The organism is Devosia sp. YR412 (assembly GCF_900110945.1).
GTDB lineage: Bacteria > Pseudomonadota > Alphaproteobacteria > Rhizobiales > Devosiaceae > Devosia.
This window is the reverse complement of sequence record NZ_FOFL01000001.1, coordinates 516,464-542,660: the sequence shown is the minus strand read 5'-3', so window position 1 is coordinate 542,660 and position 26,197 is coordinate 516,464. Positions and strand designations below refer to the sequence as shown.

Annotated in this window: 27 protein-coding genes; 8 read left to right on the top strand and 19 right to left on the bottom strand. The window is 62.7% G+C overall.

The window, feature by feature from the left end; genetic code table 11:
• Positions 1–6: 6 nt before the first annotated feature.
• Complete coding sequence (locus BM045_RS02620; protein WP_092179427.1) at positions 7–837, bottom strand: prephenate dehydratase; 831 nt, start codon at positions 835–837, stop codon at positions 7–9.
• Between the two features lie 362 nt (positions 838–1,199).
• Between BM045_RS02620 and BM045_RS02615 the strand changes: the two genes are divergently transcribed.
• The 3 genes from BM045_RS02615 to BM045_RS02605 all read left to right on the top strand — a co-directional run bounded on the left by BM045_RS02615 (position 1,200) and on the right by BM045_RS02605 (position 3,810).
• Entirely contained in the window at positions 1,200–2,036 is an 837-nt protein-coding gene (locus BM045_RS02615; protein WP_092179426.1) for a c-type cytochrome, read from the top strand.
• A gap of 73 nt (positions 2,037–2,109) precedes the next feature.
• The gene (locus BM045_RS02610; RefSeq protein WP_170848340.1) at positions 2,110–3,048 is read left to right on the top strand and encodes a 2-hydroxyacid dehydrogenase; all 939 of its coding nucleotides are present in this window, start codon (positions 2,110–2,112) and stop codon (positions 3,046–3,048) included.
• A gap of 87 nt (positions 3,049–3,135) precedes the next feature.
• A complete protein-coding gene (locus tag BM045_RS02605; protein WP_244522850.1) occupies positions 3,136–3,810 on the top strand; it encodes a YqaA family protein in 675 nt (224 codons plus the stop codon).
• Here BM045_RS02605 and BM045_RS02600 read toward each other — a convergent pair.
• Complete coding sequence (locus BM045_RS02600) at positions 3,807–4,736, bottom strand: bifunctional helix-turn-helix transcriptional regulator/GNAT family N-acetyltransferase (RefSeq protein ID WP_092179424.1); 930 nt, start codon at positions 4,734–4,736, stop codon at positions 3,807–3,809. The genes BM045_RS02605 and BM045_RS02600 overlap by 4 nt on opposite strands.
• 195 nt (positions 4,737–4,931) lie before the next feature.
• On the opposite strand from BM045_RS02600, the gene BM045_RS02595 reads away from it, so the two are divergent.
• On the top strand, positions 4,932–5,696 hold the full coding sequence (locus tag BM045_RS02595) for a tetratricopeptide repeat protein (RefSeq protein ID WP_092179423.1): 765 nt from the start codon (positions 4,932–4,934) through the stop codon (positions 5,694–5,696).
• A gap of 67 nt (positions 5,697–5,763) precedes the next feature.
• Here the strand turns inward: BM045_RS02595 and BM045_RS02590 are convergent, their stop codons facing one another.
• The 8 genes from BM045_RS02590 to BM045_RS02555 all read right to left on the bottom strand — a co-directional run bounded on the left by BM045_RS02590 (position 5,764) and on the right by BM045_RS02555 (position 13,949).
• On the bottom strand, positions 5,764–6,768 hold the full coding sequence (locus tag BM045_RS02590; protein WP_092179422.1) for a type II secretion system F family protein: 1,005 nt from the start codon (positions 6,766–6,768) through the stop codon (positions 5,764–5,766).
• Between the two features lie 13 nt (positions 6,769–6,781).
• Positions 6,782–7,756, bottom strand: coding sequence for a type II secretion system F family protein (locus tag BM045_RS02585; protein WP_092179421.1), 975 nt, complete (start codon positions 7,754–7,756; stop codon positions 6,782–6,784).
• Positions 7,757–9,250: a TadA family conjugal transfer-associated ATPase gene (locus tag BM045_RS02580; RefSeq protein WP_244522849.1), complete on the bottom strand. Its 1,494-nt coding sequence runs from the start codon at positions 9,248–9,250 to the stop codon at positions 7,757–7,759.
• A 39-nt stretch (positions 9,251–9,289) separates the two neighbouring features.
• Positions 9,290–10,561: a CpaE/TadZ family protein gene (locus BM045_RS02575; RefSeq protein ID WP_092179420.1), complete on the bottom strand. Its 1,272-nt coding sequence runs from the start codon at positions 10,559–10,561 to the stop codon at positions 9,290–9,292.
• Positions 10,562–10,588: 27 nt separating this feature from the next.
• Entirely contained in the window at positions 10,589–12,019 is a 1,431-nt protein-coding gene (locus BM045_RS02570; protein ID WP_170848339.1) for a type II and III secretion system protein family protein, read from the bottom strand.
• Between the two features lie 13 nt (positions 12,020–12,032).
• The gene (cpaB, locus tag BM045_RS02565; protein ID WP_092179418.1) at positions 12,033–12,959 is read right to left on the bottom strand and encodes a Flp pilus assembly protein CpaB; all 927 of its coding nucleotides are present in this window, start codon (positions 12,957–12,959) and stop codon (positions 12,033–12,035) included.
• A 194-nt stretch (positions 12,960–13,153) separates the two neighbouring features.
• Positions 13,154–13,654: an A24 family peptidase gene (locus tag BM045_RS02560; RefSeq protein ID WP_092179417.1), complete on the bottom strand. Its 501-nt coding sequence runs from the start codon at positions 13,652–13,654 to the stop codon at positions 13,154–13,156.
• A 118-nt stretch (positions 13,655–13,772) separates the two neighbouring features.
• The gene (locus BM045_RS02555) at positions 13,773–13,949 is read right to left on the bottom strand and encodes a Flp family type IVb pilin (RefSeq protein WP_092179416.1); all 177 of its coding nucleotides are present in this window, start codon (positions 13,947–13,949) and stop codon (positions 13,773–13,775) included.
• Positions 13,950–14,339: 390 nt separating this feature from the next.
• Here BM045_RS02555 and BM045_RS02550 point away from each other — a divergent pair, with 390 nt between their 5' ends.
• From BM045_RS02550 to BM045_RS02535, 4 genes are all read left to right on the top strand, one after another.
• On the top strand, positions 14,340–14,795 hold the full coding sequence (locus BM045_RS02550) for a pilus assembly protein N-terminal domain-containing protein (RefSeq protein ID WP_092179415.1): 456 nt from the start codon (positions 14,340–14,342) through the stop codon (positions 14,793–14,795).
• A 110-nt stretch (positions 14,796–14,905) separates the two neighbouring features.
• The gene (locus BM045_RS02545) at positions 14,906–15,475 is read left to right on the top strand and encodes a TadE/TadG family type IV pilus assembly protein (RefSeq protein WP_092179414.1); all 570 of its coding nucleotides are present in this window, start codon (positions 14,906–14,908) and stop codon (positions 15,473–15,475) included.
• Positions 15,472–16,044, top strand: a complete 573-nt coding sequence (locus BM045_RS02540) for a TadE/TadG family type IV pilus assembly protein (RefSeq protein ID WP_170848338.1) — start codon at positions 15,472–15,474, stop codon at positions 16,042–16,044. The genes BM045_RS02545 and BM045_RS02540 overlap by 4 nt, the downstream gene beginning before the upstream one ends.
• Positions 16,045–16,119: 75 nt before the next feature.
• Positions 16,120–16,743 (top strand): HAD family hydrolase, encoded by a 624-nt coding sequence (locus BM045_RS02535; protein ID WP_092179412.1) that lies wholly within the window; start codon positions 16,120–16,122, stop codon positions 16,741–16,743.
• A 38-nt stretch (positions 16,744–16,781) separates the two neighbouring features.
• Here BM045_RS02535 and BM045_RS02530 read toward each other — a convergent pair whose 3' ends face one another.
• From BM045_RS02530 to BM045_RS02490, 9 genes are all read right to left on the bottom strand, one after another.
• Complete coding sequence (locus BM045_RS02530) at positions 16,782–17,177, bottom strand: VOC family protein (RefSeq protein WP_092180822.1); 396 nt, start codon at positions 17,175–17,177, stop codon at positions 16,782–16,784.
• Between the two features lie 88 nt (positions 17,178–17,265).
• Positions 17,266–17,895 carry a uracil phosphoribosyltransferase gene (gene upp / locus BM045_RS02525; protein ID WP_092179411.1) on the bottom strand — a complete coding sequence of 210 codons (630 nt, stop codon included), beginning with the start codon at positions 17,893–17,895 and terminating at the stop codon, positions 17,266–17,268.
• An 11-nt stretch (positions 17,896–17,906) separates the two neighbouring features.
• Positions 17,907–19,124 carry a phosphopentomutase gene (locus BM045_RS02520; protein WP_092179410.1) on the bottom strand — a complete coding sequence of 406 codons (1,218 nt, stop codon included), beginning with the start codon at positions 19,122–19,124 and terminating at the stop codon, positions 17,907–17,909.
• Between the two features lie 10 nt (positions 19,125–19,134).
• The gene (gene deoA, locus BM045_RS02515) at positions 19,135–20,457 is read right to left on the bottom strand and encodes a thymidine phosphorylase (RefSeq protein ID WP_092179409.1); all 1,323 of its coding nucleotides are present in this window, start codon (positions 20,455–20,457) and stop codon (positions 19,135–19,137) included.
• A gap of 15 nt (positions 20,458–20,472) precedes the next feature.
• Entirely contained in the window at positions 20,473–22,839 is a 2,367-nt protein-coding gene (locus BM045_RS02510; protein ID WP_092179408.1) for an aldehyde dehydrogenase family protein, read from the bottom strand.
• Between the two features lie 33 nt (positions 22,840–22,872).
• Positions 22,873–23,862 carry a deoxyribose-phosphate aldolase gene (gene deoC / locus BM045_RS02505; RefSeq protein ID WP_092179407.1) on the bottom strand — a complete coding sequence of 330 codons (990 nt, stop codon included), beginning with the start codon at positions 23,860–23,862 and terminating at the stop codon, positions 22,873–22,875.
• Positions 23,859–24,653, bottom strand: a complete 795-nt coding sequence (locus BM045_RS02500; RefSeq protein WP_092179406.1) for a purine-nucleoside phosphorylase — start codon at positions 24,651–24,653, stop codon at positions 23,859–23,861. Before BM045_RS02500 ends, deoC begins: the two co-directional genes overlap by 4 nt.
• Positions 24,650–25,057 carry a cytidine deaminase gene (locus tag BM045_RS02495; protein WP_092179405.1) on the bottom strand — a complete coding sequence of 136 codons (408 nt, stop codon included), beginning with the start codon at positions 25,055–25,057 and terminating at the stop codon, positions 24,650–24,652. Before BM045_RS02495 ends, BM045_RS02500 begins: the two co-directional genes overlap by 4 nt.
• A 174-nt stretch (positions 25,058–25,231) precedes the next feature.
• Entirely contained in the window at positions 25,232–26,197 is a 966-nt protein-coding gene (locus tag BM045_RS02490) for an ABC transporter permease (RefSeq protein ID WP_092179404.1), read from the bottom strand.

The following is a 26,197-nucleotide window of genomic DNA, read 5'->3' as shown; positions in this document are numbered from 1 at the left end:
CCTTTCCTACTTCGTGTCGCTGGCCGGATAGACGCCGAGGATGCGGAACTGGTCGGTGAAGAAGCCAAGCTCTTCGAAGGCATGCTGCACGCTGACATCGGAGGGATGACCTTCGATATCGGCATAGAACTGGGTGGCGGTGAAGGCGCCGCCGACCATATAGCTTTCGAGCTTGGTCATGTTGACGCCATTGGTGGCAAAGCCGCCCATGGCCTTGTAGAGCGCGGCCGGCACGTTGCGGACGCGGAAGACGAAGGTGGTCTTGACCTTGCCGCTATTGGCGGGCGCTTCCTTGGGGGTCGGCGATAGCACGAGAAAGCGTGTGGTGTTGTGGGCGGCGTCCTCGATATTGGACGCCAGGATGTTCAGGCCATAGATTTCGCCGGCAAAGCGCGAGGCGATGGCGGCAACGGATTTGTCGCCCTTTTCCGAGACTTCGCGCGCCGAGCCGGCGGTATCGACGGCGTTGATGGTGCGGAAGCCATTTTCGGAAATGAACTTGCGGCACTGGCCTAGCGCTACGGAGAGCGACTGCACGGCCTTGATATCGCCAAGGGTGGCGCCGGGCACGCCGAGCAGGGTCATCTCGACGCGCAGATAGGTCTCGCCGATAATGTGGAGGCCGCTTTCGGGCAGGAGATGATGAATATCGGTAATGCGGCCATAGAGCGAGTTCTCGACCGGAACCACGGCATAATCGGCCTTGCCGGACTGCACCGCATTGAGGGTTTCCTCAAAGGTGACGCAGCCGAGCGCTTCTTCGCCGGGGAAGACATTGCTGGCGGCGGCGTGGCTGAAGGCGCCAGGTTCACCCTGGAAAGCGATCTTCTTGGTCATCGGGAGGTCCGTATCTGCTAGGCGAGAGGCTTTTGAACCGGGCGACAGACGGAGTCAATTGAAGCGCCACCCGGGGCTGCCACTCGCCCATGAGTCTCCTGGCCTCCTTTCCTAAAGGCCGGCGCCATTCGGGCGTAGCCCTCATGGCCTTCTCCCCTAAAATCGCTCCACCGGAGCGATTTTGCCCTTCGGGCCGGCTCGAAGTGTCGCAGCACGGTTTTGACCTGTTGCGCCGCTGAGCCTCTGCGACTATCTTCCGCGCGCGTTCGGACCCCTCCGTTGAGCCGATTTCCCTATGGGCTATCGAAAGTTGGGCGGGGTTCGCGTATCGTCCACAGGGGATGGACCGGCAGAGAGACCAAATGGATTCGTTCGAGCTTAACAAGATCATGGGCGCCGTGCTCGGCACGCTGCTGTTCGTCATGGGCGCCGGCTTCGTTGCTGAAGCCATCTACCATCCCATCGAGGGCCGTGGCCCTGGCTATGCCCTGCCGGAACCCGAAGTGGCCGCCGGCGGCGAAGCCGCGGAAGCTGCACCGGAAGTGCCGCTCGGCATTCTGCTGGCCAGTGCCAGCGTCGAGCGCGGCCAGGCTGCGGTGCGCAAGTGCCAGTCGTGCCACAATTTCGGCGAAGGCGAGCCCAACAAGCAGGGTCCGCATCTGTTTGACGTCGTGGGACGCCTGGAAGGCTCGATCTCCGATTTCGCCTATTCCGAGGGCATGCTGGCCCATAACGCTGCCGGCGACACCTGGACCTACGAAAACCTCAATCACTTCCTGACCAAGCCAAGCGACTATGTGCCCGGCACCAAGATGAACTTTGCCGGTATCCGTACCGCCGAAGAGCGCGCCGACATCCTGGCTTACTTGCAGACCCTGTCGGGCAGCCCGGTGCCATTCCCGCCGGCTGAAGAGGCCGCCGCTGCGCCAGCCGAAGGCGTCGATCCTGCAGCGCCGGCCGCTGAAGCTGCTGGCACGCCGCAGCCTGATGCGACTGCACCGACCGACCCGGCAGCGACCCAGCCTGACAATGCGGCCGAACCTGCTGCGCCTGCTGCCGTGACCGACACGCCGACCACCACCCAGAGCGAAAGCCCCGTACAGGGCACTGCAACGGGTAGCGGTACGCCAGCCGGCACGACCAATGGCGCGGCCCCTGCCGCACCGGCAGCAGCGCCTGCCGCACCCGCAGCGCAGTAGAACCTGCCGACTGCCTGACCTATTCAAGCCGCGCCCGTCAAACGGCGCGGCTTTTTGTTTCGAGGAGCCATTCATGCTGTTGCTGCACCTGTCCGACGTCGATGAAGCTGACTGGGCCGCAAAGCTCAAGGCGGAACTGGCGCCCTATCCCGTGGTGCAGCGCGGCGATGCCTTCGATCCGGCCGAGGTCCGCTACATCTTCGTCTGGAAGCCCAAGCCGGACGCTTTCGAAGGGCTGACCGGGCTCAAGGCCGTGCTGTCGCTGGGGGCGGGCGTCGACGCCTTGCTCAAGCATCCCGACCTGCCCGATGCGCCGATCGTGCGCTTCGTCGACAAGGACCTCAGCCAGCGGATGAGCGATTATGTGGTGGCGCATGTGACCATGCATCATCGGCTGTATTCGCGCTTCCGCGCCGACCAGCAGGCGAAACGCTGGAGCCAGTTCTATCCACCGTCCGCCTCGGAAACCACGGTCGGCATCATGGGCATGGGCGTCTTGGGGCAGGATGCCGTCAGCCGGCTGAAGCCGCTGGGCTTTGATCTGCGCAGCTGGAGCCGGACGCCCAAAGCGATCGAGGGTGTAGAGGGCTTTGCCGGGCAGGCGCTGTTCGGCGAATTTCTCGGCGGCACCGATATCCTCGTGAACCTGCTGCCACTGACGCCGGAAACAGCGGGTATTCTCAATTACGAGACCTTCAGCAAGTTGCGGCGCGGCCAGCTCGCGGGCGGGCCGGCGATCGTCAATGCGGCGCGCGGCGGGCATCAGCGCGAGGCCGATATCGTCAAGGCGCTGGGCGATGGCACGCTGGCGGCAGCGAGCCTTGATGTGTTCGAGGTCGAGCCGTTGCCTGAAAGCAGCCCGCTGTGGGAGATCGAGACCTGCTACATCACCCCCCACATCGCGGCGATTTCCGACCCGGCCAGCGGCGTGCGTTATTTCGGCGGCATTATCCGCGCGCATGAAGAGGGCAAGCCGCTGATCAATGTGGTGGATCGCAGCCGGGGCTACTGACGCGATTGTTATCGGCGCGTAAGGGGACGCGAGGGACTTGGCGGGCGATAAGGAAACGTTGACTGCCTGCAAATCAGCAAGGATCGCATGACCGAAACCACCGCGCCGCAGAAGCTCAAGCTCTATGACCGGATGAAACTGGCGACCAAGCACCGGCTGGCCGAACCGATCCTGGCGCTGCTGTGCTTTCTCGAAGCGATGATCCTGCCGATCTTTCCCGAGATCATGCTGGCGCCGATGATCGTGGCCGACCGCACGCGGGCCTGGCGGCTGGCGGCGATCTGCACGGTGTCATCGGTTGTGGGCGGACTGGCCGGCTATGCGATCGGCTATTTCCTGTTCGACACAGTCGGCAAGGCGATCATCGACTTCTATGGTGCCGGCGACGGCTTTAATTCGCTGAAGCAGAGCTTCAATGAGAATGGTCCGCTGATGATCATCATCGGCGCGATATCGCCGATCCCCTACAAGGTCATCACCATCACCAGCGGCGTCGCCGGGCTCGATCTGTGGACCTTTGTGTTCTACGGGCTCATTGGCCGCGGCCTGCGCTACTTCGTGCCCTGCGGGCTGTTCTATTTCTTCGGCAAGGCGGCCAATGAGTTCATCGAAAAGCACAAGGCGCTGGCCGGCTGGGCCATGGTGGTGCTGGTGATTGTCGGCTTTGCTGCGGCGCCGCTGCTGTTCCCCAAGGCTGATGCGACCATTCCTGCCGTGCTGGAAGCGGAAGACACGCTGACCGACCTGGGCGACGCCAGCTAGAGCGTCAGTGCCCAATATTGGCCATTGAGGTCGGCGCCGAAGGACTGGTGCCGCTCCTCGCGCTCGAGGGTAAAGCCGGCGGCCTGATAGATGCGGCGAGCTGAGACCAGGCAGTCCTGGGTCCAGAGGATGACCTTGCTGTAGCCCGAGGCGCGGGAGAAGCGCACGGCTTCATCGACCAGCCGCTTGCCGATGCCCCTGCCCCGGAAGGCGGGATCGACGTAGAGCATGCGCAGTTGGGCGGTGCCGGGCGCTTCATCGGCGGCCGGGATGATGAAGATGGAGCCGGCGACTTCGCCGCCCAGCTCGGCGATCCAGAGCGATTTGGGCGGATTGGCCGGCGCGGTTTCGAAATCGGCATAGATGCGGGCGATGAGGGTTTCGAACTCTCCGTTCCAGCCCTGTTCGAGATGGTAGAGCAGGCCCTGGCGATGGATCAGCCAGCCGAGTTCGCCGATGCGATGCGGGCGCAGGACCAAGGGTTCGTCATCGGGTTCGCTAAGCAACGTTTCGATGCGGCGCATGGCGCTGACCAGGTCGCGGCGGCCGAATTCGTCGAGCGGCTCGAGCAGGGCATCTGCGGCGGCGGCGTCACTCATAGCGTTGAGATGGGCAAAGACCTTGTCGCCATGGGGCGTCAGCGCCATGGGTGCGGCGCGGCGATCACCAATGCGTGGCAAGGTAGCAAGCACGCCCTGGTCGATAAGCCGCAACACCAGCCGGCTCATCTGGCCGCGATCCATGTCCAGCGTCTCGGCAATGCTGGAGGCAGTGGCCCTTCCCCGACGACCCAGTTCGTAGATGATCCGGGCTTCGGTCAGTGTGTAGGGGCTGTTGTGCATGCCATCTTCGAGCAGGCCGATGACCTTGGTGTAGAAGCGGTTGAAGGCGCGAATCTGGGCGATATCAGCGGCATTGATCGGCATGGCGGCGCTCCCAAAGGCTATTATTGATATAGACAACCATTTAGTTGTCAAAGTCAACTATATGATGGATGGTCGCAAACCAGTCGGCTTGGCCTCCTGGCGCACCAGCAAGCTTCCTCAACCATTACTTTAACTGGCTGTTAGGGTTAATGATTTATTCCATGGGCAGGTGCCGGCTGGCCCGAGGAGTTGCCTGTGACGTCGCTGATCCCCTTCATCAAGCCCTTGCGCAATCTGCTGCTGGCCGGTGTCGCGGTGGTGGCGCTGACAGCCTGCGCCTCCAATCGGATGCCCTCGCCGGACTATTCGGGCATGGCAGCCGGCCAGACCCAGCAGACGCTGGGCGAGCTGACGGCGCGCTACAAGAGCAATCCCAAGGATCGCAATATCGCCATCCACTATGCGGCAGCCCTGCGTGCTGTCGGACAAAACAAGCAGGCGGTATCGGTGCTGGAAATCAGCATGGACCAGTATCCGCAGGACCCCGATGTCAACGTGGCTTATGCCAAGGCGCTGACCGCCGATGGGCGGTTCGAGCAGTCGCTGCAGGTGCTGGACAATGTGATCCGCCCCGAGGCGCCGGACTGGAATGCGCTGCTGGTCAAGGGCGCGACGCTCGACCAGCTGGGCCGCAATGGCGAAGCGCGGGCGCTCTATACTCAGGCGCTGGTGTTTGCGCCGGGCGAGGCAGCGATCGAGGCCAATATGGGCCTGTCCTATGCCATGACCAATGAATTGCCGGCCGCCGAGCAGCACCTGCGCCGCGCGGTGCAGATGCAGGGCGCCACCAGCCGTGTCAGGCAGAACCTGGCGCTGGTCGTCGGGCTGCAGGGGCGGTTCGATGAATGCCGCGCGCTCTATGCGGCCGAGCTGCCGCCCGAGCAGGTCGAGAGCAATATGGCCTATGTCCGGGCGCTGCTCACCCAGCAGAACCGCTGGGACATGATCGACAAGGGCTAAGAGCTCTTCCCACAGCCAGAACGTTTATCGCGCGGACGGGTCACCGCCTGCGCAAAAACTGTTTGCCTTAGCCGCCGAATGTCGTGGCGACGGAGCCGCTCATCACCTTGATGATGGCGGGGGAGAGAATGACGATGAACAGCACCGGCAGAAAGAACAGGATCAGCGGCACCGTCAGCTTGGGCGGTAGGGCGGCGGCCTTCTTTTCGGCCTCCATCATGCGCTGTTCGCGGCCTTCCTCGGCCATGACGCGCAGGGCCTGACCGACCGAAGTGCCGTAGCGGTCGGCCTGGATCAGCGCGGTCATCACCGACTTGACGCCATCAAGGCCGGTGCGGCGGGCGAGGTTGTCATAGGCGCGGGTGCGGTCTTCGAGGAAGGAGAGCTCGGCCGTGGTGAGGGTCAATTCCTCTGCCAACTCGACGCTCTGGGCACCGATTTCCTTGGCGACACGCTTGAAGGCGTGTTCCACCGACATGCCGGCCTCAACGCAGAGCAGCATCAGGTCGAGGCAATCGGGCCAGGCGCGGCGGATGGAAGACTGCCGCTTGGTGATGGAGTTCTTGAGCAGGACATTGGGCAGATAGGCGCCGAGCAGCGCCGCACCGATGGCATAGGTCAGGTTGAGATAGAGCGGCCTCTCGCCGGGCGACAGCACCAGCAGATAGAGGGCGGCGACCAGGAAGATGCCGATCGGCGTGGCCAGGCGGGTGAACAGGAAGGTGGTCAGGTGTCCCTGCCCGCGAAAGCCGGCCATGGCGAGCTTGTCGACGGTCGCATCGTCCTGGAACGCCTTCTTGAGGTCGAAGCGTTCGACCACGTTTTTCATATAGGTCTTGGTTTCGCCCGTGCGGCGGATACCACGACTGTCGGGGGCAACGGCGCCGCGCAGGCGGGCCATTTCCTCGGCGCGCATCTTCTCGCGTTCGAGCGCAACGCGCTTGATGCGATCGCGCATCTTGGACTTGACGACAAAGCTGGAGCCGAAGGTGAAGACCACCGCCGCAGCGGAGACGGCAGCCAGTACCGAAATCAGGAATTCGCGCTGCGCCAGAAGAGCAAAGACGTCCATTTGGTTTCCCCGCTCAATATTCGAACTGGACCATGCGGGTCATGACGAAGATGCCCGCCGACAGCATGGTGACGCCGACGCCGAGCCAGATCTGACCAATTGTCGTGGTGAAGAGCGGGCCCAGATAGGCGGGGGACACCACACTGACCAGCGTGCCGACGACGAAGGGCAGCGAGCCAATGATGCTGGCCGAGGCCTTGGCTTCGGAGGACATGGCCTTGATCTTCTGCTTCATCTTCTTGCGGTTGCGCAGCACCTTGGCGAGGTTGGTCAGCGCCTCGCTGAGATTGCCGCCCGACTGCTGCTGCACGGTGATGACCACGACGAAGAAATTGACCTCGGGCAGCGGTACGCGTTCGAGCAGAACGGCAATGGCTTCGCTCATCGACATGCCGAAGGCCTGCTGATCGAGCACGCGGCCGAATTCGGATCGCACCGGCTCCTTGGCATCCTTGGCCACGACGCGCATGGAATCGTTGAGCGGCAGGCCCGTCTTGACGCCGCGCACGATGGCTTCCACCGCATTGGGCAGTTCGTCGAGAAAGCGGCTCTGATATTTCTTCCGCTTGCGGTTGATCCACATGCGCGGCAGCAGATAGGCGGCGGCCACGGCAAACACCGGCGCCAGATAGATCGGCACCTGCACCAAGACCAGCAGGACGAAAACCACGCCGCCGAAGATTATGGAATTGCGAATGAAGGTCGCCGGCTTGGTGGTCATGCCGGCCTGGAACAGCATTTGCGGCAGGGTGACGCGCTTCTTGGCGTTGAGCGCATCGGTCTGCGACTTGAGGGCAGACTGCACGCTCTTGCGTCGCTCGTCGCGGCTGCGCGTTGCTGCCACCTCGAGGCGGTTGACGCGAATATCCCCCTGCAGCGCCTTGCGCCGCTTTTCGGCTCGGCCGCCACTGAAGGCATTGGGCACCAGGGCGAAACCTGCCGCGCCGACGGTAACCATGGCCAGGATAATGAGGAGGATGGTGGTCATTTACGAATCCAGCAGAGCATGCTGCTCGGTATTGGACTTTTCGAGCGCTTCGATGAGGTTGGCTTCTTCGTTGAAGTAGCGAGCGCGCTCGGCAAACACCGGCTTGGTGATGCCGGTGGAGCGGTGCTTGCCCATCAGCATGCCGTTGCTGTCTTCGCCCATGATGTCATAGACGAAGATGTCCTGGGTCACGATCACGTCGCCTTCCATGCCGAGCACTTCGGTGATGTGGGTGATGCGGCGCGAACCGTCGCGCAGGCGGGCGGCCTGCACCACGACGTCGATGGACGAGGTGATCATCTCGCGGATGGTCCGGCTCGGCAGGCTATAGCCGCCCATGGTGATCATGGATTCAAGACGCGACAGGGCTTCGCGCGGGCTGTTGGCGTGCAGCGTGCCCATAGAGCCGTCGTGGCCGGTGTTCATCGCCTGCAGCAGATCGAAGCTTTCCGGGCCGCGGACTTCGCCGACGATGATGCGTTCGGGACGCATACGCAGGCAGTTCTTGATGAGATCGCGCATGGTGATCTCGCCTTCGCCCTCAAGGTTGGGCGGGCGGGTTTCGAGACGCACGACGTGGGGCTGCTGCAGCTGGAGTTCGGCCGAGTCTTCGCAGGTGATGACGCGTTCGTCCTTCTCGATGAAGGCGGTGAGGCAGTTGAGCAGCGTGGTCTTGCCCGAACCGGTACCGCCCGAGATCAGCACATTGGCGCGAACCCGGCCCAGGATGCGCAGCACTTCGGCGCCTTCGGGCGAGATGGAATTGTATTTGACGAGCTGCTGCAGCGTCAGCTTGTCCTTCTTGAACTTACGGATGGTGAGCGCTGCGCCATCGATGGCCAGTGGCGGTGCGATGACGTTGACGCGCGAACCGTCGGGAAGGCGAGCGTCGCAGATCGGGCTGGATTCATCGACGCGGCGGCCGACCTGGGAAACGATGCGCTGGCAGACGTTCATCAGGTGCGCGTCGTCGCGGAAGCGCACATTGGTGAGCTTCACCTTGCCGTTGACTTCGATGTAGCAACGCTGCGAGCCATTGACCATGATATCAGCGATGTCGTCGCGGGCCAACAAAGGCTCGAGCGGGCCGTAACCGAGCACGTCGTTGCAGATATCCTCGAGCAGGTCTTCCTGCTCGGAGATCGACATGATGATCGACTTGAGCGCGATGATTTCGGCGACGATGTCGCGGATTTCCTCGCGCGCCGCGTCCTGGTCCATGGTGGCGAGCTGGCTGAGATCGATGGAGTCGATCAGCGCGTTGAAAATCGCCGACTTGGTCTGGAAATACTCCTTGTCGCGCGCGGCATCGACCGGTGCGCGCACGTCGACGACTTCCTCATTGGAGCGGATACGGCTGGCCATGCCATCGCTGTCGGAGGCACGGCGCGCAGGCGCAGCGGGCTCGGCACGTGGCGGCGTGCTGAGCACCGGACGCGCCATTTCGCCGACGCCCGGAGTGTTGCCGCCAAAAGTTGTGCGCTTGCCAAACATGGTAACCTACCGTTCTGGAGGGCTCGTGGATGAGCGCCCTCAGGCTCGTTTTTTGAGGAACGACGGCAGCTTCATCAGGCTCGATGACTTGCCGCCGGAATGCGTGGTCTGCCGCCCCGTCACATGCATGGAAATGGCGCGATAGACGTCGTTGATCTTGTTGTTGGCGGCGACCTCGGCGATCATCTGGCCGTTGTTGGCTGCCGTGCCGAACAGGGCGGCATCAAAGGGGATCTGGCCGAGCAGCTGGCATTCCACCGATGCGGCGAATTCAGCCGGGCTGATCTCGGGCCGGCGCGGCATGGCTACCTTGTTGAGCACGAGGCAAGGTGCGCTTTCGGTGGGGCGCAAGGCGCGGATAGTGTCGGCCAGGTTTTTGGCATTGCGCAGGTTGGCGAGGTCTGGTTCGGCGACGATCACCACCTCGTCGACCGTGGCCAGCGTCTGGCGCACCCAGGCATTCCAGGCGTGCGGAATATCGAGCACCACGATGGGCATGGTGTTCTGGCACAGCTCGAGCAGCTGCTCGAACTCGCGCTCTTCGAAGTCGTAGGTGCGATCCAGCGTCACTGGAGCGGTGAGCAGGTTGATGTGATTGGCTGCCTTGCTCATCAGCCGGTCCAGCATGGTCTGGTCGACCTTCTGGTTGGCGTTGACGGCATCGGCGAGGCCGTGCGGCGGATCCTGGTTGAAATTGAGTCCGGCGGTGCCAAAGGCCAAATCCATGTCGAGGATCAGGCTGTCCTGCCGCAAGGCGGTGGCAATGGCCCAGGTGACGTTATGAGCGACGGTCGAGCCGCCAGCCCCGCCCTTGGCCGAGATGAAGCCGACGGTGCGGCCGATCGGCGCGGTGTTTTCCGAGGCAAACAGATCGGTGATGGCGCCGACGATCTGCTGGGCCGTAGCGGGCAGCACGATATATTCGGAAATGCCCGAGCGGATCAGCTCACGATAGAGCAGCACATCGTTGACATGGCCGAGCACGACGACGCGGGTCGAGGCATCGCAGACCTCGGCGAGCCGTTCCAGCGCGCCGGGGATCTCGTCGGGCGAGAGGTTGGTTTCGACGATGATGAGGTTGGGCGTCGGGTTGGACTTGTAGGTCTCGACGGCGCCGTCGATGCCGCCGTTATGCGTGGTCAAGGCAACCTTGGACATGCGCCGGTCGTGGATGGCGCTTTCCACCAGCTGGGCGGTCTGGGAGTGTTCGCAGAAGGCCTGGATGGTGATGCGCGGAATCAGCCGGGCGCCCGAGGCGATTTCGGCTGCCGGCTCTTCGGCTTTCCGGGGTTCTGAAGTCAGGAAACTCATGAACTAAACTCTTTCTTGACGCCCGGATCAGTCGAGGACGAAGCCGACGGAACCACTGATGCTGCCGCGCATTTCGCCCGTCTGGCCGACGCCGTACATGTTCTCCAGCCGGCCGAGGAAAATGCCCTCGGCATCGCTGGCCGCGGTGGTGCGATCGGTTGGAACGGGGATGGAATTGGCGGGACTGGGCGCCACAAGATAGGGCGTCACCAGGATGACCAGTTCAGTCTGGTCGGTGCGATAATCGCGCGAGCGGAACAGGGCACCGAGGATCGGGATATCGCCGAGCCAGGGGAACTGGTCGATCTGGGTGCTGGTGCGCTCCTCGAGCAGACCGCCGATCGACAGCGTCGTACCGCTCGGCAGTTCCACCGAAGTACCGGCCTCACGCTTGGTGATCGACATGTCGGCCTGCGGCTCGGAGACCGAGGTCTTGACGGTCAGGCCGATGCTGCCATTGGACTTGACCACCGGGGTAAAGGCCAGCTCGACGCCATAGGGCTTGAACTCGACTGTCCGGCTCAGGCGCGAGTCTTCATCAGTCGGGTCGTAGGTGACATAGGGCATTTCCCCGCCGGCCAGGAAGGTTGCCTCCTGCCCGGAAATGGCGGTCAGGGTCGGCTGGGCCAGGACACGCAGCGCGCCACGGGCTTCAAGGGCCCGGATCGCGGCATTGGTGGACGATCCATTCGAGCTATTGGCGAAATTGGCGCCATGCGGAATGTCCTCGTCGACCATCATGTTCGCAAAGCTGAGCAGGTTGGTGGTACCGACGTTGAAAGCGGTGCTCAGGTTGATGCCGAACTGCTTGGCGACCGAGCGTTTGACCTCCGACACCGTAACCTGCAGCATGACCTGCTGTGCCCCGGAAATATCGAGGATATTGGCGACGTTCTCGGGGCTACCGGCAAATTGAATGGCCACTGCTTCAGCACGATCTCGGTCTTCTGCAGAAAGAACGTTGCCGGTCAGCACGACGCGGTTGGTTTCCAGACCACCACCGCCGAGCGTGACGGATTCAACCCGGATGTGGGAGCCGGGGATGACCCGCGCCAAAGCCAGTTCGAGCGCATTGCCGACCTGGGATGGCTCTTCGGTGACCTTGACGTCGAGCGTCTGGATGGTGCGACCATTGTCGTCGATGAAGAAGATATTGGTGTCGCCGCCGGTGACGCCCTGGATCAGGGCGCGGGTGCGGCTGCGCATGATGGCCGCCGCGACCGTCGGCTGGGAAACAATGACTTCGGCAGCACCGGCCGGCAGATCGACCAGCACGGTCTTGTTGAGTTCAACCTGCAGCTCGCGCGTCGCGCCATAGGCGGCGCCCGAAATGGCGATGTGATTTTCCTGCGCCAGAACGAGCGAGGGCCCCGCGCTGGCCAGCATAGCGGCGGCAAGCAAGGGGGCGGCAAGCAGTCTGGCAGCGCGGCGGCGGGGCAAGGTGTGGTTCTGGTTCATGATCATCTCCGCCCTAGAGGGGCACCGAGGCTGGGTCGATGGTCGGTGTCGCCTGGGGCGTTGCGAGGGGCAGGACCGGTTGGGTAAAGGTGGTGGGGGCCGTTGTGGACATTGGCTGGCTGGCCACGGAGGTCGAACCGCCTGATTGGACAGCCTGTTCCTTGCCGAAGCGGATCAGCCGCACCGTCTGGCTCGTAGCGGGCCCTTCGACGGTGTTCTTGTTGAAATCAACCACCGAACGAAGCGACAGGCTCAACTCGCCGGCGGTTGAGCCATTGACCAGGGTTTCTGCCTGGTTTGGTGTCAATTCCAGCGTTGCGATGGTCGCATCGACGAAGGCTGTCGGCGCCGTGACGGCGGAGTTGGGGTCTTCCTGATTACCGGTGGTACCGAGTTCACCCAATTGCTGGCCGATGGCGATGACACGAACATTGGACAGAATGAGTTCGGACTGTTTTCCCGCGGCGCCCTCGGTCGTCAGGATGACGTCCACATGGTCATTGGGCACGATGAAGCCGCCGGCGCTGGACACGGCGGTCACGCCGACGGAAACGCCACGCATGCCTTCGGATAGCACGGCCGACAGATAGCCCTGGTCGGCGCGGACCAGCTTGGCCTCGCGAATGGGTTCGCCGGGGAAAATCTCGAAGCGGGCGACGGCGCCGGAGAGCTCGGCCGGCGCGTCGGGCATGACGGAAATATCGACATATTCGGAGCGCAGCGCAGCCTGCGGCCAGTCCTGCCAGGTGACGCTATCGGCGGTCAGTCGCTCGCCGACACCGATCGGCTTGTTGGCGACCAGGATCTGGGTGCTGACCTCCTCGACGCGCTCGGCGGTAACCACCGGCTGGGGCGCGGGATCGCCACGCGTCACCAGAAAGGCCGCAAGGCCCCCGGCGACAAGCGCCACAATCAGCAAGATGATACGCGCCGGCCTCATGACTCACTCCGGTTGTACGCGGGCATAACGCGCCCAATTCCACCAGGTCGAATTGTGAGGCCAAAGGGTCAAAGTTTGGTTAACCGGAGCTTTGCCGACGCAGTTAACACTCTGTGAATTTTATGTTTATGCGATCAATGGCAGTAACTTCCACCGGCCATACTCGCCAGCGTCACTATGCTGGTAGTCGGCCTTCAGGTGGTCAGGCGCTCGAAAATCGTCGAGTTGGTGTAGACCAGCATTCCGGCCAGCGCCAAGGCGATGCCATAGGGCACGCCCTGCTTGGGATCATGCAGGCGTTCGATCCAGTGATGGCGAGCGAGGAACGGCGTCAGCGGCAGGTTGCGCAGGCCTAGGATCGCCAGGGTCAGCGCGCCGCCCAACAGCGCTGCATAGACCAGGTAGGGCAAGGTGAGGCCAAAGCCCAGCCAAAGCGTCGTTGCAGCTGCCAGCTTGGCGTCGCCGCCGCCGATCCAGCGCAGCGCAAAGAAGGTAAAACCGACGGCCAGCACCACCAGCGAACAGGCGATGTGCATGCCAAACTGCTGCAGCGGCAGGTTGATCGCCAGCGCCACGACAAAGAAGCTGACGACAAGGAAGAGCACGAGCTTGTTGGAAATGCGCATGGTCAGCAGATCCGACGAGGCGGCCAGAGCCATGCCGATCGGAAAAAACAACATCGCCAGGGTGGACATAGCTCAACTCACGCGTCTTTGGACTGGGCCTAAACTGCGCGCTCGGCGTTAAGAAAGCTCAAAAGAAAAAGGGGCGCAAGCGCCCCTTTTGGTCGTCAGCGAGGAACCGGTCTCGATATTACGAGACGCCGGTAACCTTCAGCTTGTTAGCGATACCGTTGAACAGGTTGCTCAGGTTGGTACCCAGGGTGGTGGCGGCAAGAATGATGCCGACAGAGATCAGTGCAGCGATAAGGCCGTATTCAATTGCGGTTGCGCCAGACTCGTCCTGCGCGAAACGTGCGAAGATGTTCATTACCAGGCTCCATTACTACGTCATCCAGTGACGCTCATCGTTCGACACGTGATACATCGAACGGTGTGGAAACTAGCGAGAAGGTCTTGATATTGCGTTAATCGGAAGCATTGACATGCCCCAGGTATTAGACAAATTCTATATACTAATCATACGGTTAACGCATTGCGTCGCATTTTAGGCAGTCTAGAGACCAAGTACACCGCCTGACGCTTCTATTTCGATATTCAGATTATTACTCTTAGGATCAAATAGTATCAAATCATCGCACGCCAACTGCTACGCTCAACTTTCACGACATCAAACCTCACCCGCATTTTCGTTTGCCAATTGTAAACCATTCGGGCGGAAAATGGTGGGCATCGCGTATCAGTACCGCCGGAACCGCCCATGCGTCCCATGCTTGCCGTTTTCTTCGCCATCAGCCTGTCGCTGACGTCGAGCCTCGTTGCAATGCCGGCCATGGCGCAGGATGGCGCGCCGATCAGCGTCAACGTTAACATGGCACGCATCCTGCGTATCAATGCCGCGGCGGCGACGGTGATCGTCGGCAATCCGGGCATTGCCGATGTGACCATTCAGGATCCGCAGACCCTGATCCTGACCGGCAAGAGTTTTGGCCAGACCAATCTGATCGTCCTCGACAGCGCCGGCAATCCGATCGCCGATACTCTGGTCGAAGTGGCGCAGCTGCAGGCCGGTGTCGTCACTGTCTATCAGGGCCAGGCGCGCACCAGCCTTGCCTGTGCACCGACCTGCCAATCGGTGGTGATGATGGGCGACGACGTCCAGTTCACCAACAATGTGATCACATCGTCGCAGCTGGTGCAGCAGCTGGCCGATTGACGTTCACCAGCGCTTAACCGTGATCGCAGGCGCGCCACGGCGTCGGCGATTTCCTAACCATCAGTTAGCGATAGCTGCCTAGTTTTGCCCTGTTGCAAACCGGTGGACCCATGGCGACCAATCTCGCCTCGCTGATCAAGAGAGCCTTGCTGCCCAAGCGGCGGCGCGACTTCGTGCGCGACGAGCGCGGCGTGACCGCGGTCGAATTCGGCATCCTGGCCGTACCGTTTTTTTCGATCATTGGCGCCATCCTTGAAACCTCGCTGGTGTTTCTGTCCGGCCAGATTCTGGACAGCGCAGTGCAGGATTCAGGTCGCCTGCTGCGCACCGGGCAGGTGCAAGCGGCCAATTACACGCCGGCGAAATTCCGCGAATATGTCTGCGGCCGGCTCTATGGGCTGTTCAACTGTTCCAATCTGTTCGTCGAAGTGCAGGTGCTGACCTCCTTCAACGCGGCCACGATCAAGCCGCCGGTCGACTACAGCTGCAAGACCCAGGACGAGTGCAAGTGGAACCGCCCTGAAGCCTATAGTCCGGGCGCAGGTTCGAGCATTGTCGTGGTGCAGGTCTATTACAAATGGCCGATCATGCTGAATTTCGGCAGCCTGCTGGCCAATCTGGGAACCGGCGAACATCTGCTTGGTGCCGCAACGGTGTTCCGCAACGAGCCATTCTCATGAGCACGCTCCGCAGCCTGATGGCACGGCTTCGCCGGCTCTGGCTGGTCGACGAAGGCGTGGCCGCCGTCGAATTTGCCCTGATCCTGCCAGTGATGCTGCTGGTCTATATCGGCTCGATGGAGGCCAGTACGCTGATCGCCATGGATCGGCGCGTGCAACTGGTCGCGGGCGCCGTGGGTGACCTCGTGGCGCGCGCAGACTCGACCATTTCATCGAGCATGCTGACCGACTACTTTCGCGCCGCCAGCGGCATCATGACCCCCTACCCCTCCGGCAACGTTCGCCAGGTGGTGACACAGGTCGATGTGTCCTCAACCGGCGTCACCAGCGTGGCCTGGTCGCGGCAATATGTGAACGGCGTCTATGGCACGGGGACCGAGCATCCCAAGAACAGCACCTACAAGCTGCCCACGGCGATGATCGACATCTCCAAGGGGCAGAGCGTGATCGTGTCCAAGGCCAGCACGTCCTACCTGCCGCTTTATGGCATCGTGATCAACCAGCCGGTGTCGCTGTTTCGCGAAAACTTCTTCATTCCCCGCTTCGGGAATGGTCTCTCCGCGCCATAGCCGGCCCGCCGTCTTGCGCGGGTCATTGACGCATGGCACAAGCCGGGCATCCCTTTCCTATCCGGCGGTTACCTCATGAACGACGATACGCTTGTCCCCGTGTTCGACCTTGGCGGCGTGTTCGTCGACTGGAACCCGATGTATCTGTTTCGCAAGCTGTTCGAGAGCGAGGACGATGCGCTGTGGTTCCACCAGAACATCTGCACGCTGGACTGGAACCTCGAATTCGACGCTGGCGAGATCTATTCGGAAGGCGTGGCCAAGCTGATCACCCGCTTCCCCAAATACTGGCGCGAAATCCAAGCTTTCGACCTGCGCTGGAAAGAAACGCTGGGCAGCTTTATCCAGGGCACGATCGACATTCATGACGAGCTCATCGAGCAGGACATCCCGACCTTCGCCATCACCAATTTCTCCTGGGAGAAGTGGGTGAGCTGCCTCGGCGAATGGCCGTTCCTCGAAAAGTTCGACGGCGTGATCGTCTCAGGCCTTGAAGGTCTGGTGAAGCCCGATCCGCGGCTCTATCGCGTGTTCTGCGAGCGCTATGGCGTGGCGCCGGAGAATTGCGTCTTCATCGACGACAGCGAACCTAATATCGTCTCGGCCCGCAAATTCGGCATGAAGGGCATCCACTTCAAGGACCCGGTGGCGCTGCGCCAGGAGCTGATCGGGCTCGGCCTGCCGCTCAAGGCGAAGTAAAACAAGACCCCGGGGCGACCCGGGGTTTTTCATATCCGCTACTGGAAGCGGCCGCTCTTCTGGATGACTTCGATCTTGTAGCCATCGGGATCAGTGGCGAAGAAGAAGCGCGCCACGGGCACAGTGCCATTCTTGAAATCGACCAGCTTGCCGACGGTGAAGCCTTCGGCGATGAAGCGGTCATATTCGGCCTGGAGGTTGTTGACCACCACGGCCAGGTGGCCATAACCATCGCCGAGATTGTAGGGCTCGGTGCGGCCGTGGTTGATGGTCAGCTCCAGCTCGAAGCCATCGAGCTCATGGGCCATGTAGACCAGGGTGAAATCGGCAAATTCCAGCCGATTGACGATTTCGAGCCCGAAGGCGCGGCGGTAGAAATCGACGGAGCGGTTTTCCTCGATGACGCGGATCATGGAATGGGCGAGCTTGGCCATATTCATATCTCGTAGTTTGGGATGGACGAGGCAGCGAGGACCCCGCGCGTGGCGCGCCCCGTATGGAGCGCGACCAGCGCGTGAAGACCTATTTAGTCCCGTACATGCGGTCGCCGGCGTCGCCGAGACCGGGGATGATATAGCCCTTCTCGTTGAGATGGCTGTCGATCGAGGCGGTGAAGACCGGCACGTCGGGATGGGCTTCGGCAAAATTCTTGATGCCTTCGGGCGCGGCGAGCAGGCAGAGGAAGCGGATATTGTTGGCGCCGCGTTCCTTGAGCTTTTCGATGGCGGCGGTGGCCGAATTTCCGGTGGCCAGCATGGGATCGACCACGATGATCAGGCGATCTTCGAGATTGGACGGAGCCTTGAAGTAATATTCCACCGGCTCGAGCGTCTCGTGATCGCGGTAGATGCCGATATGGGCGACGCGGGCGGCGGGAACGAGGTCGAGCATGCCATCGAGCAGGCCATTGCCGGCGCGCAGGATCGAGGCGAAAACCAGCTTCTTGCCCTTGATCGAAGGAGAATCCATCAGCGCCATCGGCGTCTCGATCGGGATCATCTCCAGCTCAAGATCGCGGGTGACCTCATAGCACATCAGATGGGCGATCTCGCGCAGCAGGCGGCGGAAACCGGCAATGGACGTTTCCTTGTTGCGCATGATGGTCAGCTTGTGCTGGATCAGCGGGTGATCGATGACGGTTACGTTGCTCATGGGATCACCTCTTAAAGGAATGATTTGCCGTGGTGGCCGGGCTTTAGGCCGAGCCAGTGGGCTATGCTCTCACCTATATCAGCGAAGGTGGGGCGAATGCCAATCTCTCCCTGCGGCAGGGCTGGGGAAAAGACCAGGATGGGCACCTGTTCGCGGGTGTGGTCGGTGCCCGGCCAGGTCGGGTCATTGCCGTGATCGGCGGTGAGGATCAGCAGATCGTCGTGCCGCAGCTTGCTGATCAGTTCGGGCAGACGGCTGTCGAAATATTCCAGCGCCGCGGCATAGCCGGGCACGTCGCGGCGGTGGCCGTATTCGCTGTCGAAATCGACGAAATTGGTCATGACGAGGGCGTGGTCCTCGGCCATTTCCATGGCGTCGAGCGTCCTGTCGAAGAGCTGCGGCAGGCCGGTGCCCTTCATCTTGTGGGTCACGCCATGGCCGGCATAAATGTCGGAAATCTTGCCGATGGCATAGACCTGATGACCGGCGGCCTGATTGCGATCGAGCAGGGTCAGTTCGGGCGGGGAGATGGCGAAGTCGCGGCGATTGCCGGTTCGCTTGAAGCTTGTGGCATCCTCGCCGACGAAGGGCCGGGCGATGACGCGGCCGATATTGAGCGGCGCGGTGAGCTCGAAGGCGATCTGGCAGATGTCGTAGAGCTGGTCGAGACCGAAGGCGGTCTCGTGCGCGGCAATCTGGAAGACGCTGTCGATCGAGGTGTAGCAGATCGGCTTGCCGGTGCGGATCGACTCTTCGCCCAGCGCAGCAATGATGTCGGTGCCCGAGGCGTGCTTGTCGCCCAGGATGCCGGGGAGTTTGGCGCGTTTGATGAATTCCGCGATCAGCTCCGGCGGGAAGGTCGGTTCGGACTGCGGGAAATAGCCCCAGTCGAAGGGCACCGGCACGCCGGCGATTTCCCAATGGCCGGAGGGCGTGTCCTTGCCCTTCGAAACTTCACGGCCGACGCCGAAGCGACCGCCCTTGGCGGCGGCGGAAAGACCGGGTGGGAGGGTGCCCGTGGAGAGCTTTATCGCCGCACCAATGCCCAGGGCGTCGAGATTGGGGACGTTGAGCGGGCCCGCGCGCAAGCCGGCTTTGTCCGCCTTGCCGCTGGCCGCCCACTCGGCGATGTGGCCGAAGGTGTTCGATCCCACGTCGCCATAAAGATTGGCATCGGGCGCGCCGCCGATGCCGACGCTATCGAGGATGCAGAGTATGGCGCGGGGCATGGGAAAGTCCTCAGGCGGTGGGGGCGATGTGGTCGGCGATAAGCGGGAAGGCCGGGGCAGCGTCGCCGAGGCGGTAGGCGGCTTTGAAGCGGGTTTCGGCACCCTTGGCGGAAACCTCATCGCGGGCGTGGATGCGGGCAATGGGCGTGCCTGCGTCGACGCTTGTGCCGAGGCCGAGCAGGCGGTCGAAGCCGACCGTGTAGTCGATGCTGTCGGTGGGCGTGGCGCGGCCACCGCCGAGGGCGACGACGGCCATGCCGACGCCGCGGGTGTCGATGGCGGCGATGGTCCCCTGCCCCGTGGCGAAGACATCGCGGATGATCGGGGCTGGGGCGAGATGGGTATCCATGTGCTCGACGAAATTGGTTGGGCCGCCCAGCGCTGCGACCATTTTGGCGAAACGCTCGGTGGCGCGACCGCTGTCCAGCGCATCCTCCACTAGCTCGCGCGCTGCAGCGGCGCTGGACGCAGTACCGGTCATGGCGGCGACCTCGGCGCAGAGGGCGAGGGTGACTTCCTTGAGGCGGGCGTCCTGATGCTTGCCGGTGAGGAAATCGACCGCATTGCGGACTTCGAGGCCATTGCCGGCGGCCGAGGCGAGCGGTTCGTTCATGTCGGTGATCAACGCTGAGGTCTTGAGGCCGGCGCCATTGGCGACGTCCACCAGGCTTCGGGCCAGGTCGCGCGACCTGTCCAGCGTCGGCATGAAGGCGCCCGAGCCGGTCTTGACGTCGAGCACCAGCGCGCCGAGGCCGGCGGCGAGCTTTTTGCTGAGGATCGACGCGGTGATCAGCGAAATGGATTCGACCGTCCCGGTGACGTCGCGAATGGCGTAGAGCGTCTTGTCGGCGGGGGCTAGATCAGCGGTCTGGCCGATGATGGCGCAGCCGGCCTCGCGAACGACCTTGCGGAACAGGGCATTGTCGGGGCTGGTGCTATATCCGGGAATGGCATCGAACTTGTCGAGCGTGCCGCCGGTATGGCCAAGACCACGGCCGGAAATCATCGGCACAAAGATGCCGATGGCAGCCAGGATCGGCGCCAGCATGAGCGATACGTTGTCGCCGACGCCACCGGTAGAATGCTTGTCGGCGACGGGACCGTCGAGATCAGACCAGTCGAGCACGGTGCCGCTATCGCGCATGGCGAGCGTCAGCGCGACGCGTTCGGACATGGTCATGTCCTGGAAGTAGACCGCCATGGCGAAGGCGGCGGCTTGGGCATGGGAGACCGTGCCGCCGGCAAAGCCGGCGATAAACTGGGCGATGTCCTCGGGCGGGAGGGCATCGCCATTGCGTTTTTTCAGGATCACTTCCTGGGGCAGGAAGACCATTGGCTTGGTGCCTTCCTAAGCCCCGTAGGGAATCCAGACGTTTTTGACTTGTGTCGCCTTGCCGAGGAAATAGTCGCCCTCGAAGCGGCGATCGGCGAGATCGTAGTACAGGCCGCGGCTGGTCCAGGTCTGCTTGAGATTGGAGATCGAGGCCTTTTCCACCATGGTCGAAGCTTCCGCATCGCCGGCAAACCAGAGGCCATCGACGCCGTCGTGTTCGGCCAGGGTTTTGGCCAGGATGACGCTGTCGCCGGTCACGATGTTGATTACGCCATTGGGGACATCCGAGGTCTCGATGACCTGGTAGAGGTCGGTGAGCGACAGCGGCGACCGGGCGGAGGGAACGAGAACGACAGTGTTGCCCATGGCCAGCGCCGGGGCGATTAGGGCGATGGAGCCGAGCAGCGGGCGGCTTGGCGGGGCGACAATACCGATGACGCCGAGGGGTTCGATCATGGCAGCAGCGACGGCGCGCAGCGGCGGATTGTGCACGGCGCCATCGTATTTGTCGGCCCAGCCGGCGAAGGCAAACAGGCGTTCGACGGAGAGGGCGACTTCCGAAGTGCCATCCTCGCCGGTCTGCGCCTTGATGCGGGCAGCGAATTCATCACGACGATAGTCGAGGTTTTCGGCGAGGAAATAGAGGATCTGGGCACGGGAATGGGCGGCCGTGGTCGACCAGCTCAGCGCGCCACGGGCGGCTTCGACGGCGTTGCGGATGTCCTTGCGATTGCCCTCGCCGACTTCGCCGATCAGCTTGCCGGATGGGTCGACCACGGCGCGGGTATAGGCGCTGTCAGGCCGGGCCTGCTTGCCACCGATATACATTTTTGCCGTCTGGTCGACATGGCTGGCGTCGAGAGGGTTGCCGGCTTTTGCCGCTACGGGCTTGGCGGCGGGCGCTGGCTTGAGTGCCTTCTCCCAGGCGGGCCTGAGGTAGGCGCCCATGCCTTCGCGGCCGCCTTCGCGACCGAAGCCGGATTCCTTGTAGCCGCCGAAGCCGACGGCCGCGTCGAAATTATTGGTGCCGTTGATCCAGACCACGCCGGCTTTGATCTTGGGCGCGATGTCGAGGGCGAGGTTGATGTTCTCACTCCAGATGGTGGCGGCGAGGCCGTATTTGGTGTTGTTGGCCAAAGCCACCGCCTCTTCGGGGGTGCGGAAGCTCATGGCGACCAGCACCGGCCCGAAAATCTCTTCGGCCACCAGAGTGTTGGCGGGCGAGACATTGGTGACGAGAGCGGGCTTTAGGAAGCAGCCCTTGGCGGGCACGGGGCCGTCGGCCTCATAGATCACTGCGCCTTCGGCGGCGCCGCGCTTCATCAGGTCACGGATGCGCTCGACCTGCACCGGTGCGACCAGTGCGCCGACGTCGATCGACTTGTCCATCGGGTCGCCGACCCGGAGGCTGGCCATGCGCTTCTTGAGCTTGGCGATGAAGCGGGTTTCGATCGATTCCTGCACCAGAAGGCGCGAGCCGGCGCAGCAGACCTGGCCCTGGTTGAACCAGATGGCGTCGACGAGGCCTTCGATCGCCGAGTCGATATCGGCGTCCTCAAAGACGATGTAGGGCGACTTGCCGCCCAGTTCGAGGCTGAGGCCTTTGCCAGTGCCGGCGGTGGCGGCGCGGATCAGCTTGCCGACTTCGGTGGAGCCGGTGAAGGCGATCTTGTCGATATCGGGATGATTGACAATGGCTTGGCCGGTGTCGCCCTCGCCAGTGACGATATTGACCACGCCCTTGGGCAGGCCGATGCGGTCGCAGATTTCGGCAAACAGCAGCGCGGTTAGCGAGGTGAACTCGGCGGGCTTGAGCACCACCGTATTGCCGGCGGCCAGCGCCGGGGCGATCTTCCATGCCAGCATGAGAAGTGGGAAATTCCACGGGATGATCTGGCCGCAGACGCCATAAGGCACGGCATCGGGGAATTCGCGGGAAAGGTGCTGGGCCCAGCCGGCGTGATGGTAGAAGTGACGGGCGGCCAATGGGATATCGATATCGCGGCTCTCGCGGATCGGCTTGCCGTTGTCGAGGGTTTCGAGCACGGCAAAAAGGCGGGCGTGTTTCTGTACGGCGCGGGCGATGGCGTAGAGATATTTGCCGCGCTCATAGCCACTTAGGGCCGACCAGGCGGGGAAGGCGGCGCGGGCCGCTTTGACGGCGGCATCGACATCCTGGGCTGTGCCGTCGGTGATGTCGGCAAGCTTGTCGCCATTGGCCGGATTGTTGCTGGCAAAGGTCTTGCCGGGGGCGGTCCATTGGCCGTCAATGAAATGGCCGAATTTGCGAGAGTGACTGTCGAGCCAGGCAATCGCCTGCTCGGGGCCTTCGGGGGCCGGGCCGTAGTCAAGCGACTGGAATATCTGGGCAATCTTGTTCATGTGTGGCCTCCTCTAGAGTGCCTTAAGCCTCGATCAGACGAGAGGCTGCCTGTAGTCAGCGGCGTAGTGCCCGGTCAGGCCGTGCTCCAGCTGGCGCTCGATATCGGTTAGCAGACTGCTAGCACCGAAGCGGAACAAATGCGGTTGCAGCCAGTGCGTGCCGAGCTCTTCTTTCATCAGCGCCAGATATTTGAGCGCGTCGCCGGCAGTCGCAATGCCGCCAGCAGGTTTGTAACCGATTTCAATGCCGGTTTCCTCGTGGAACCAGCGGATCATGCGGATCATGGTCAGCGAGGTGACCAGATTGGCATTGACCTTTTCCTTGCCGGTTGAGGTCTTGATGAAATCGGCCCCAGCCATCATGCAGACCAGGCTTGCCTTGGCGATATTGGTCTGGGTGGCGAGTTCGCCGGTGCCCAGGATGGTCTTGATATGGGCGTCGCCGCAGGCCTTGCGGAAGGCCTTGACCTGATCGTAAAGCGCCTGCCAGTCACCGCGCAGCACCATGCCGCGCTCGATGACGATGTCGATCTCCCTGGCGCCATCGGCGACCGACATTTCGATCTCCTTGAGCTTGGTTTCGATCGGCGCGAGGCCATGCGGGAAGGCGGTCGAGACGGCAGCGACGGGAATGCCGGTACCCTCGAGGGCGGCGACGGCGGTCTTGACGAAGCTATGATAGACGCAGACGGCGCCGGGGAGGATCCGCAAGCCGCCGATATCAAGCTTGTCGAGAATGTCGCTGCGCAGGGGATGACGGGCCTTGGCGCAGAGGCGTTCCACCCGGCCATCGGTATCGTCGGCATTGAGCGTGGTCAGGTCGATCAGCGTAATGGCTTTGAGCAGCCAGGCGAGCTGATAGTCCTTCTTGACGGTGCGGCGCGCGCCAATGCTGCCGGCGCGGCGCTCCAGCGCCGAGCGGTTCATGCGGACGCGTTCGACCCAGTCGAGATCGAGCGGGAAGCCGGGATTGCGCTTGTGTGGCGTTTCGGTGTGCGTGTTATCGACGACGCGTAGGCTCATAGTTCCTCCACCAGCGCGGGAATGAGCTTTTTCAGCTTCTCCGCGCCCTGCACTGCCATGATCTTGGTGTGCTCATGGCTGATGTTTTCGGTCGAGAGGCCGGCGCCCATATTGGTGATGGACGAGCAGGCCCAGACCTTCATGCCAAGGAAACGCCCGAGAATGACTTCGGGTGCCGTCGACATGCCGACTGCATTGGCGCCGAGGCGGACGGCCATCTGGATTTCGGCGACCGTCTCGAAGCTGGGGCCGGAATACCAGAGGTAAATGCCTTCGCCGATCTTGATGTCGAGCTTTTCGGCAAGACCCGCTGCCTTGGCGCGCAGGTCAGGGGCATAGCAGTTGACCATGTTCACAAAACGGCGGTCGGTGGGTTCGCCGATCAGCGGGTTCATGCCGGCATAGTTGATATGATCGCTCAGCATCATCAGGTCGCCGGGGCGGAAGCGTTCGTCGAGCGAGCCGGCCGAATTGGTCAGCAGCAGGGTCTGGGCGCCCAGCTCGGCCACGGCTTCGAGCGCCGGGCGCATGGCGGCGGCATTGCCGTGTTCGTAATAGTGCTCGCGGCCGGTGAGGACGGCGACGCGCTTGCCGCCCATGGTGCCGATCAGCAGATCACGGCCATGACCGGAGACGCCACCGCCGGGAAAGCCCTTGAGCTCGGAATAGGGAATGGTGACCTCGTCGGTGAGCAGGTCGCCGACTGCAGAGAGGCCCGAGCCCAGCACGATGGCAGCGGCAATGGGTTCCTTGCCAGCGATCTTGGCGATCGTCTTGGAAGCCTTGGTCATTTGGGCAGGTACTCCGGGCCGAAAGAATAGGGCAGCAATTTTTCGAGGGTGGTGACGAGGGCGGTGCCATCGACGCCGTGCGAAATAACCTCGACATCGAGATCGGCGAATTCGCGGATGCGCTGGCGGCAGCCGCCGCAGGGGGTGACCGGGGCCGAACCAGGGCCGGTGACATAGATGCGCTTGATGCGCCTGGCGCCACCGGCGATCATGGCGGCAATGGCCGAGGCTTCGGCGCAATTGCCAACCGGATAGGCGGCATTTTCGATATTGCAGCCCGCATAGATCTTACCGTCATCGGCCAGGATGGCGGCGCCGACCGTGAAGCGTGAATAGGGCGCATGCGCCTTGGCGCGAACGGCTTCGGCGGCCGCAAAGAGGGCCTGGTCCATGGTATCGGTCATTCACGTCCTCCTGCCCTACTACCCTTCTCCCCTGAGGGGAGAAGGTGGCCCGCAGGGCCGGATGAGGGGGTCAGCATAGCGGGTTATCCTTGGGCATTCACCCCTCACCCCAGCTTTGCCAGGTCGCTATGCTCCCGGCGTCGCTACCCTCTCCCCTGAGGGGAGAGGGAAAGGCTAGCGCTCCTTGGTATACGGCACGCCGCCTGCCTTGGGGCCCACAGCTTTACCGATGAAACCGGCCAGCAGGATGACGGTCAAGAGGTAGGGCAGCGCCTGGATGGCCTGGACCGGGATCTCGATACCGCCCAGCTGGGCACCCTGCAGACGAATCTGCAGCGCATCGAGGAAGCCGAACAGCAGGCAGGTGAACATGGCGGGCACCGGCTTCCACTTGGCAAAGATCAGCGCGGCGAGCGCGATATAGCCCTTGCCGGCGGTCATGTTATTGCCGAAGCCCGAGCCCTGGGCGATGGAGAAATAGGCGCCGGCGAGACCCGCCAGCAGGCCGGTTATGATGACCGCCTGATAGCGCAGCTTCACCACCGAAATACCGGCGGTATCGACGGCCTTGGGGTTTTCACCGACGGCGCGCATGCGCAGGCCGAAGCGGGTGCGATAGAGCACATAGGCGGTGACGCCGACCATGATGAAGGCGATATAGACCAGGATATAGTGGCCCGAGATCAGGTCGGCATAGATCGGCCCGAGCACCGGCACACTGGCCAGCTCATTGGCAAAGGGCAGCGTGATCGGCTCGAAGCGCCCGCCTTCGGGCAGTGGCGGGGTGCGGCCGCCCTGGGAGAACCAGGTCTGGCCGAGGAAGGTGGTCATGCCGGCCGCCAGCATGTTAATGGCGACGCCCGCGATCAGCTGATTGCCCTTGAGCGTGATGGCGGCAACGCCCTGCAGCAGCGCCGTCGAGAGCGAGACAGCCAGGCCGGCGAGCAGGCCCAGCCAGGCCGAGCCGGTGATGGCGGCGACGGCGCCAGCAGCAAAGGCGGCGGCCAGCATCTTGCCTTCGAGGCCGATATCGAACAGGCCGGCGCGCTCGGAATAGAGACCGGCGAGACAGGCGAGCAGCAGCGGCGTCGAGAGGCGGATGGTGGCGTCGAGAATGGAGAGGACGGATGAAATATCCAT

Bases quoted from the DNA above. Each gene is read 5' to 3' on its own strand.
- BM045_RS02620 (WP_092179427.1), bottom strand. From the start codon at position 837: ATGACCAAGAAGATCGCTTTCCAGGGTGAACCTGGCGCCTTCAGCCAC.
- BM045_RS02615 (WP_092179426.1), top strand. From the start codon at position 1,200: ATGGATTCGTTCGAGCTTAACAAGATCATGGGCGCCGTGCTCGGCACG.
- BM045_RS02610 (WP_170848340.1), top strand. From the start codon at position 2,110: ATGCTGTTGCTGCACCTGTCCGACGTCGATGAAGCTGACTGGGCCGCA.
- BM045_RS02605 (WP_244522850.1), top strand. From the start codon at position 3,136: ATGACCGAAACCACCGCGCCGCAGAAGCTCAAGCTCTATGACCGGATG.
- BM045_RS02600 (WP_092179424.1), bottom strand. From the start codon at position 4,736: ATGCCGATCAATGCCGCTGATATCGCCCAGATTCGCGCCTTCAACCGC.
- BM045_RS02590 (WP_092179422.1), bottom strand. From the start codon at position 6,768: ATGGACGTCTTTGCTCTTCTGGCGCAGCGCGAATTCCTGATTTCGGTA.
- BM045_RS02585 (WP_092179421.1), bottom strand. From the start codon at position 7,756: ATGACCACCATCCTCCTCATTATCCTGGCCATGGTTACCGTCGGCGCG.
- BM045_RS02580 (WP_244522849.1), bottom strand. From the start codon at position 9,250: ATGTTTGGCAAGCGCACAACTTTTGGCGGCAACACTCCGGGCGTCGGC.
- BM045_RS02575 (WP_092179420.1), bottom strand. From the start codon at position 10,561: ATGAGTTTCCTGACTTCAGAACCCCGGAAAGCCGAAGAGCCGGCAGCC.
- BM045_RS02570 (WP_170848339.1), bottom strand. From the start codon at position 12,019: ATGAACCAGAACCACACCTTGCCCCGCCGCCGCGCTGCCAGACTGCTT.
- cpaB (WP_092179418.1), bottom strand. From the start codon at position 12,959: ATGAGGCCGGCGCGTATCATCTTGCTGATTGTGGCGCTTGTCGCCGGG.
- BM045_RS02560 (WP_092179417.1), bottom strand. From the start codon at position 13,654: ATGTCCACCCTGGCGATGTTGTTTTTTCCGATCGGCATGGCTCTGGCC.
- BM045_RS02555 (WP_092179416.1), bottom strand. From the start codon at position 13,949: ATGAACATCTTCGCACGTTTCGCGCAGGACGAGTCTGGCGCAACCGCA.
- BM045_RS02550 (WP_092179415.1), top strand. From the start codon at position 14,340: ATGCGTCCCATGCTTGCCGTTTTCTTCGCCATCAGCCTGTCGCTGACG.
- BM045_RS02545 (WP_092179414.1), top strand. From the start codon at position 14,906: ATGGCGACCAATCTCGCCTCGCTGATCAAGAGAGCCTTGCTGCCCAAG.
- BM045_RS02540 (WP_170848338.1), top strand. From the start codon at position 15,472: ATGAGCACGCTCCGCAGCCTGATGGCACGGCTTCGCCGGCTCTGGCTG.
- BM045_RS02535 (WP_092179412.1), top strand. From the start codon at position 16,120: ATGAACGACGATACGCTTGTCCCCGTGTTCGACCTTGGCGGCGTGTTC.
- BM045_RS02530 (WP_092180822.1), bottom strand. From the start codon at position 17,177: ATGGCCAAGCTCGCCCATTCCATGATCCGCGTCATCGAGGAAAACCGC.
- upp (WP_092179411.1), bottom strand. From the start codon at position 17,895: ATGAGCAACGTAACCGTCATCGATCACCCGCTGATCCAGCACAAGCTG.
- BM045_RS02520 (WP_092179410.1), bottom strand. From the start codon at position 19,124: ATGCCCCGCGCCATACTCTGCATCCTCGATAGCGTCGGCATCGGCGGC.
- deoA (WP_092179409.1), bottom strand. From the start codon at position 20,457: ATGGTCTTCCTGCCCCAGGAAGTGATCCTGAAAAAACGCAATGGCGAT.
- BM045_RS02510 (WP_092179408.1), bottom strand. From the start codon at position 22,839: ATGAACAAGATTGCCCAGATATTCCAGTCGCTTGACTACGGCCCGGCC.
- deoC (WP_092179407.1), bottom strand. From the start codon at position 23,862: ATGAGCCTACGCGTCGTCGATAACACGCACACCGAAACGCCACACAAG.
- BM045_RS02500 (WP_092179406.1), bottom strand. From the start codon at position 24,653: ATGACCAAGGCTTCCAAGACGATCGCCAAGATCGCTGGCAAGGAACCC.
- BM045_RS02495 (WP_092179405.1), bottom strand. From the start codon at position 25,057: ATGACCGATACCATGGACCAGGCCCTCTTTGCGGCCGCCGAAGCCGTT.
- BM045_RS02490 (WP_092179404.1), bottom strand. From the start codon at position 26,197: ATGGATATTTCATCCGTCCTCTCCATTCTCGACGCCACCATCCGCCTC.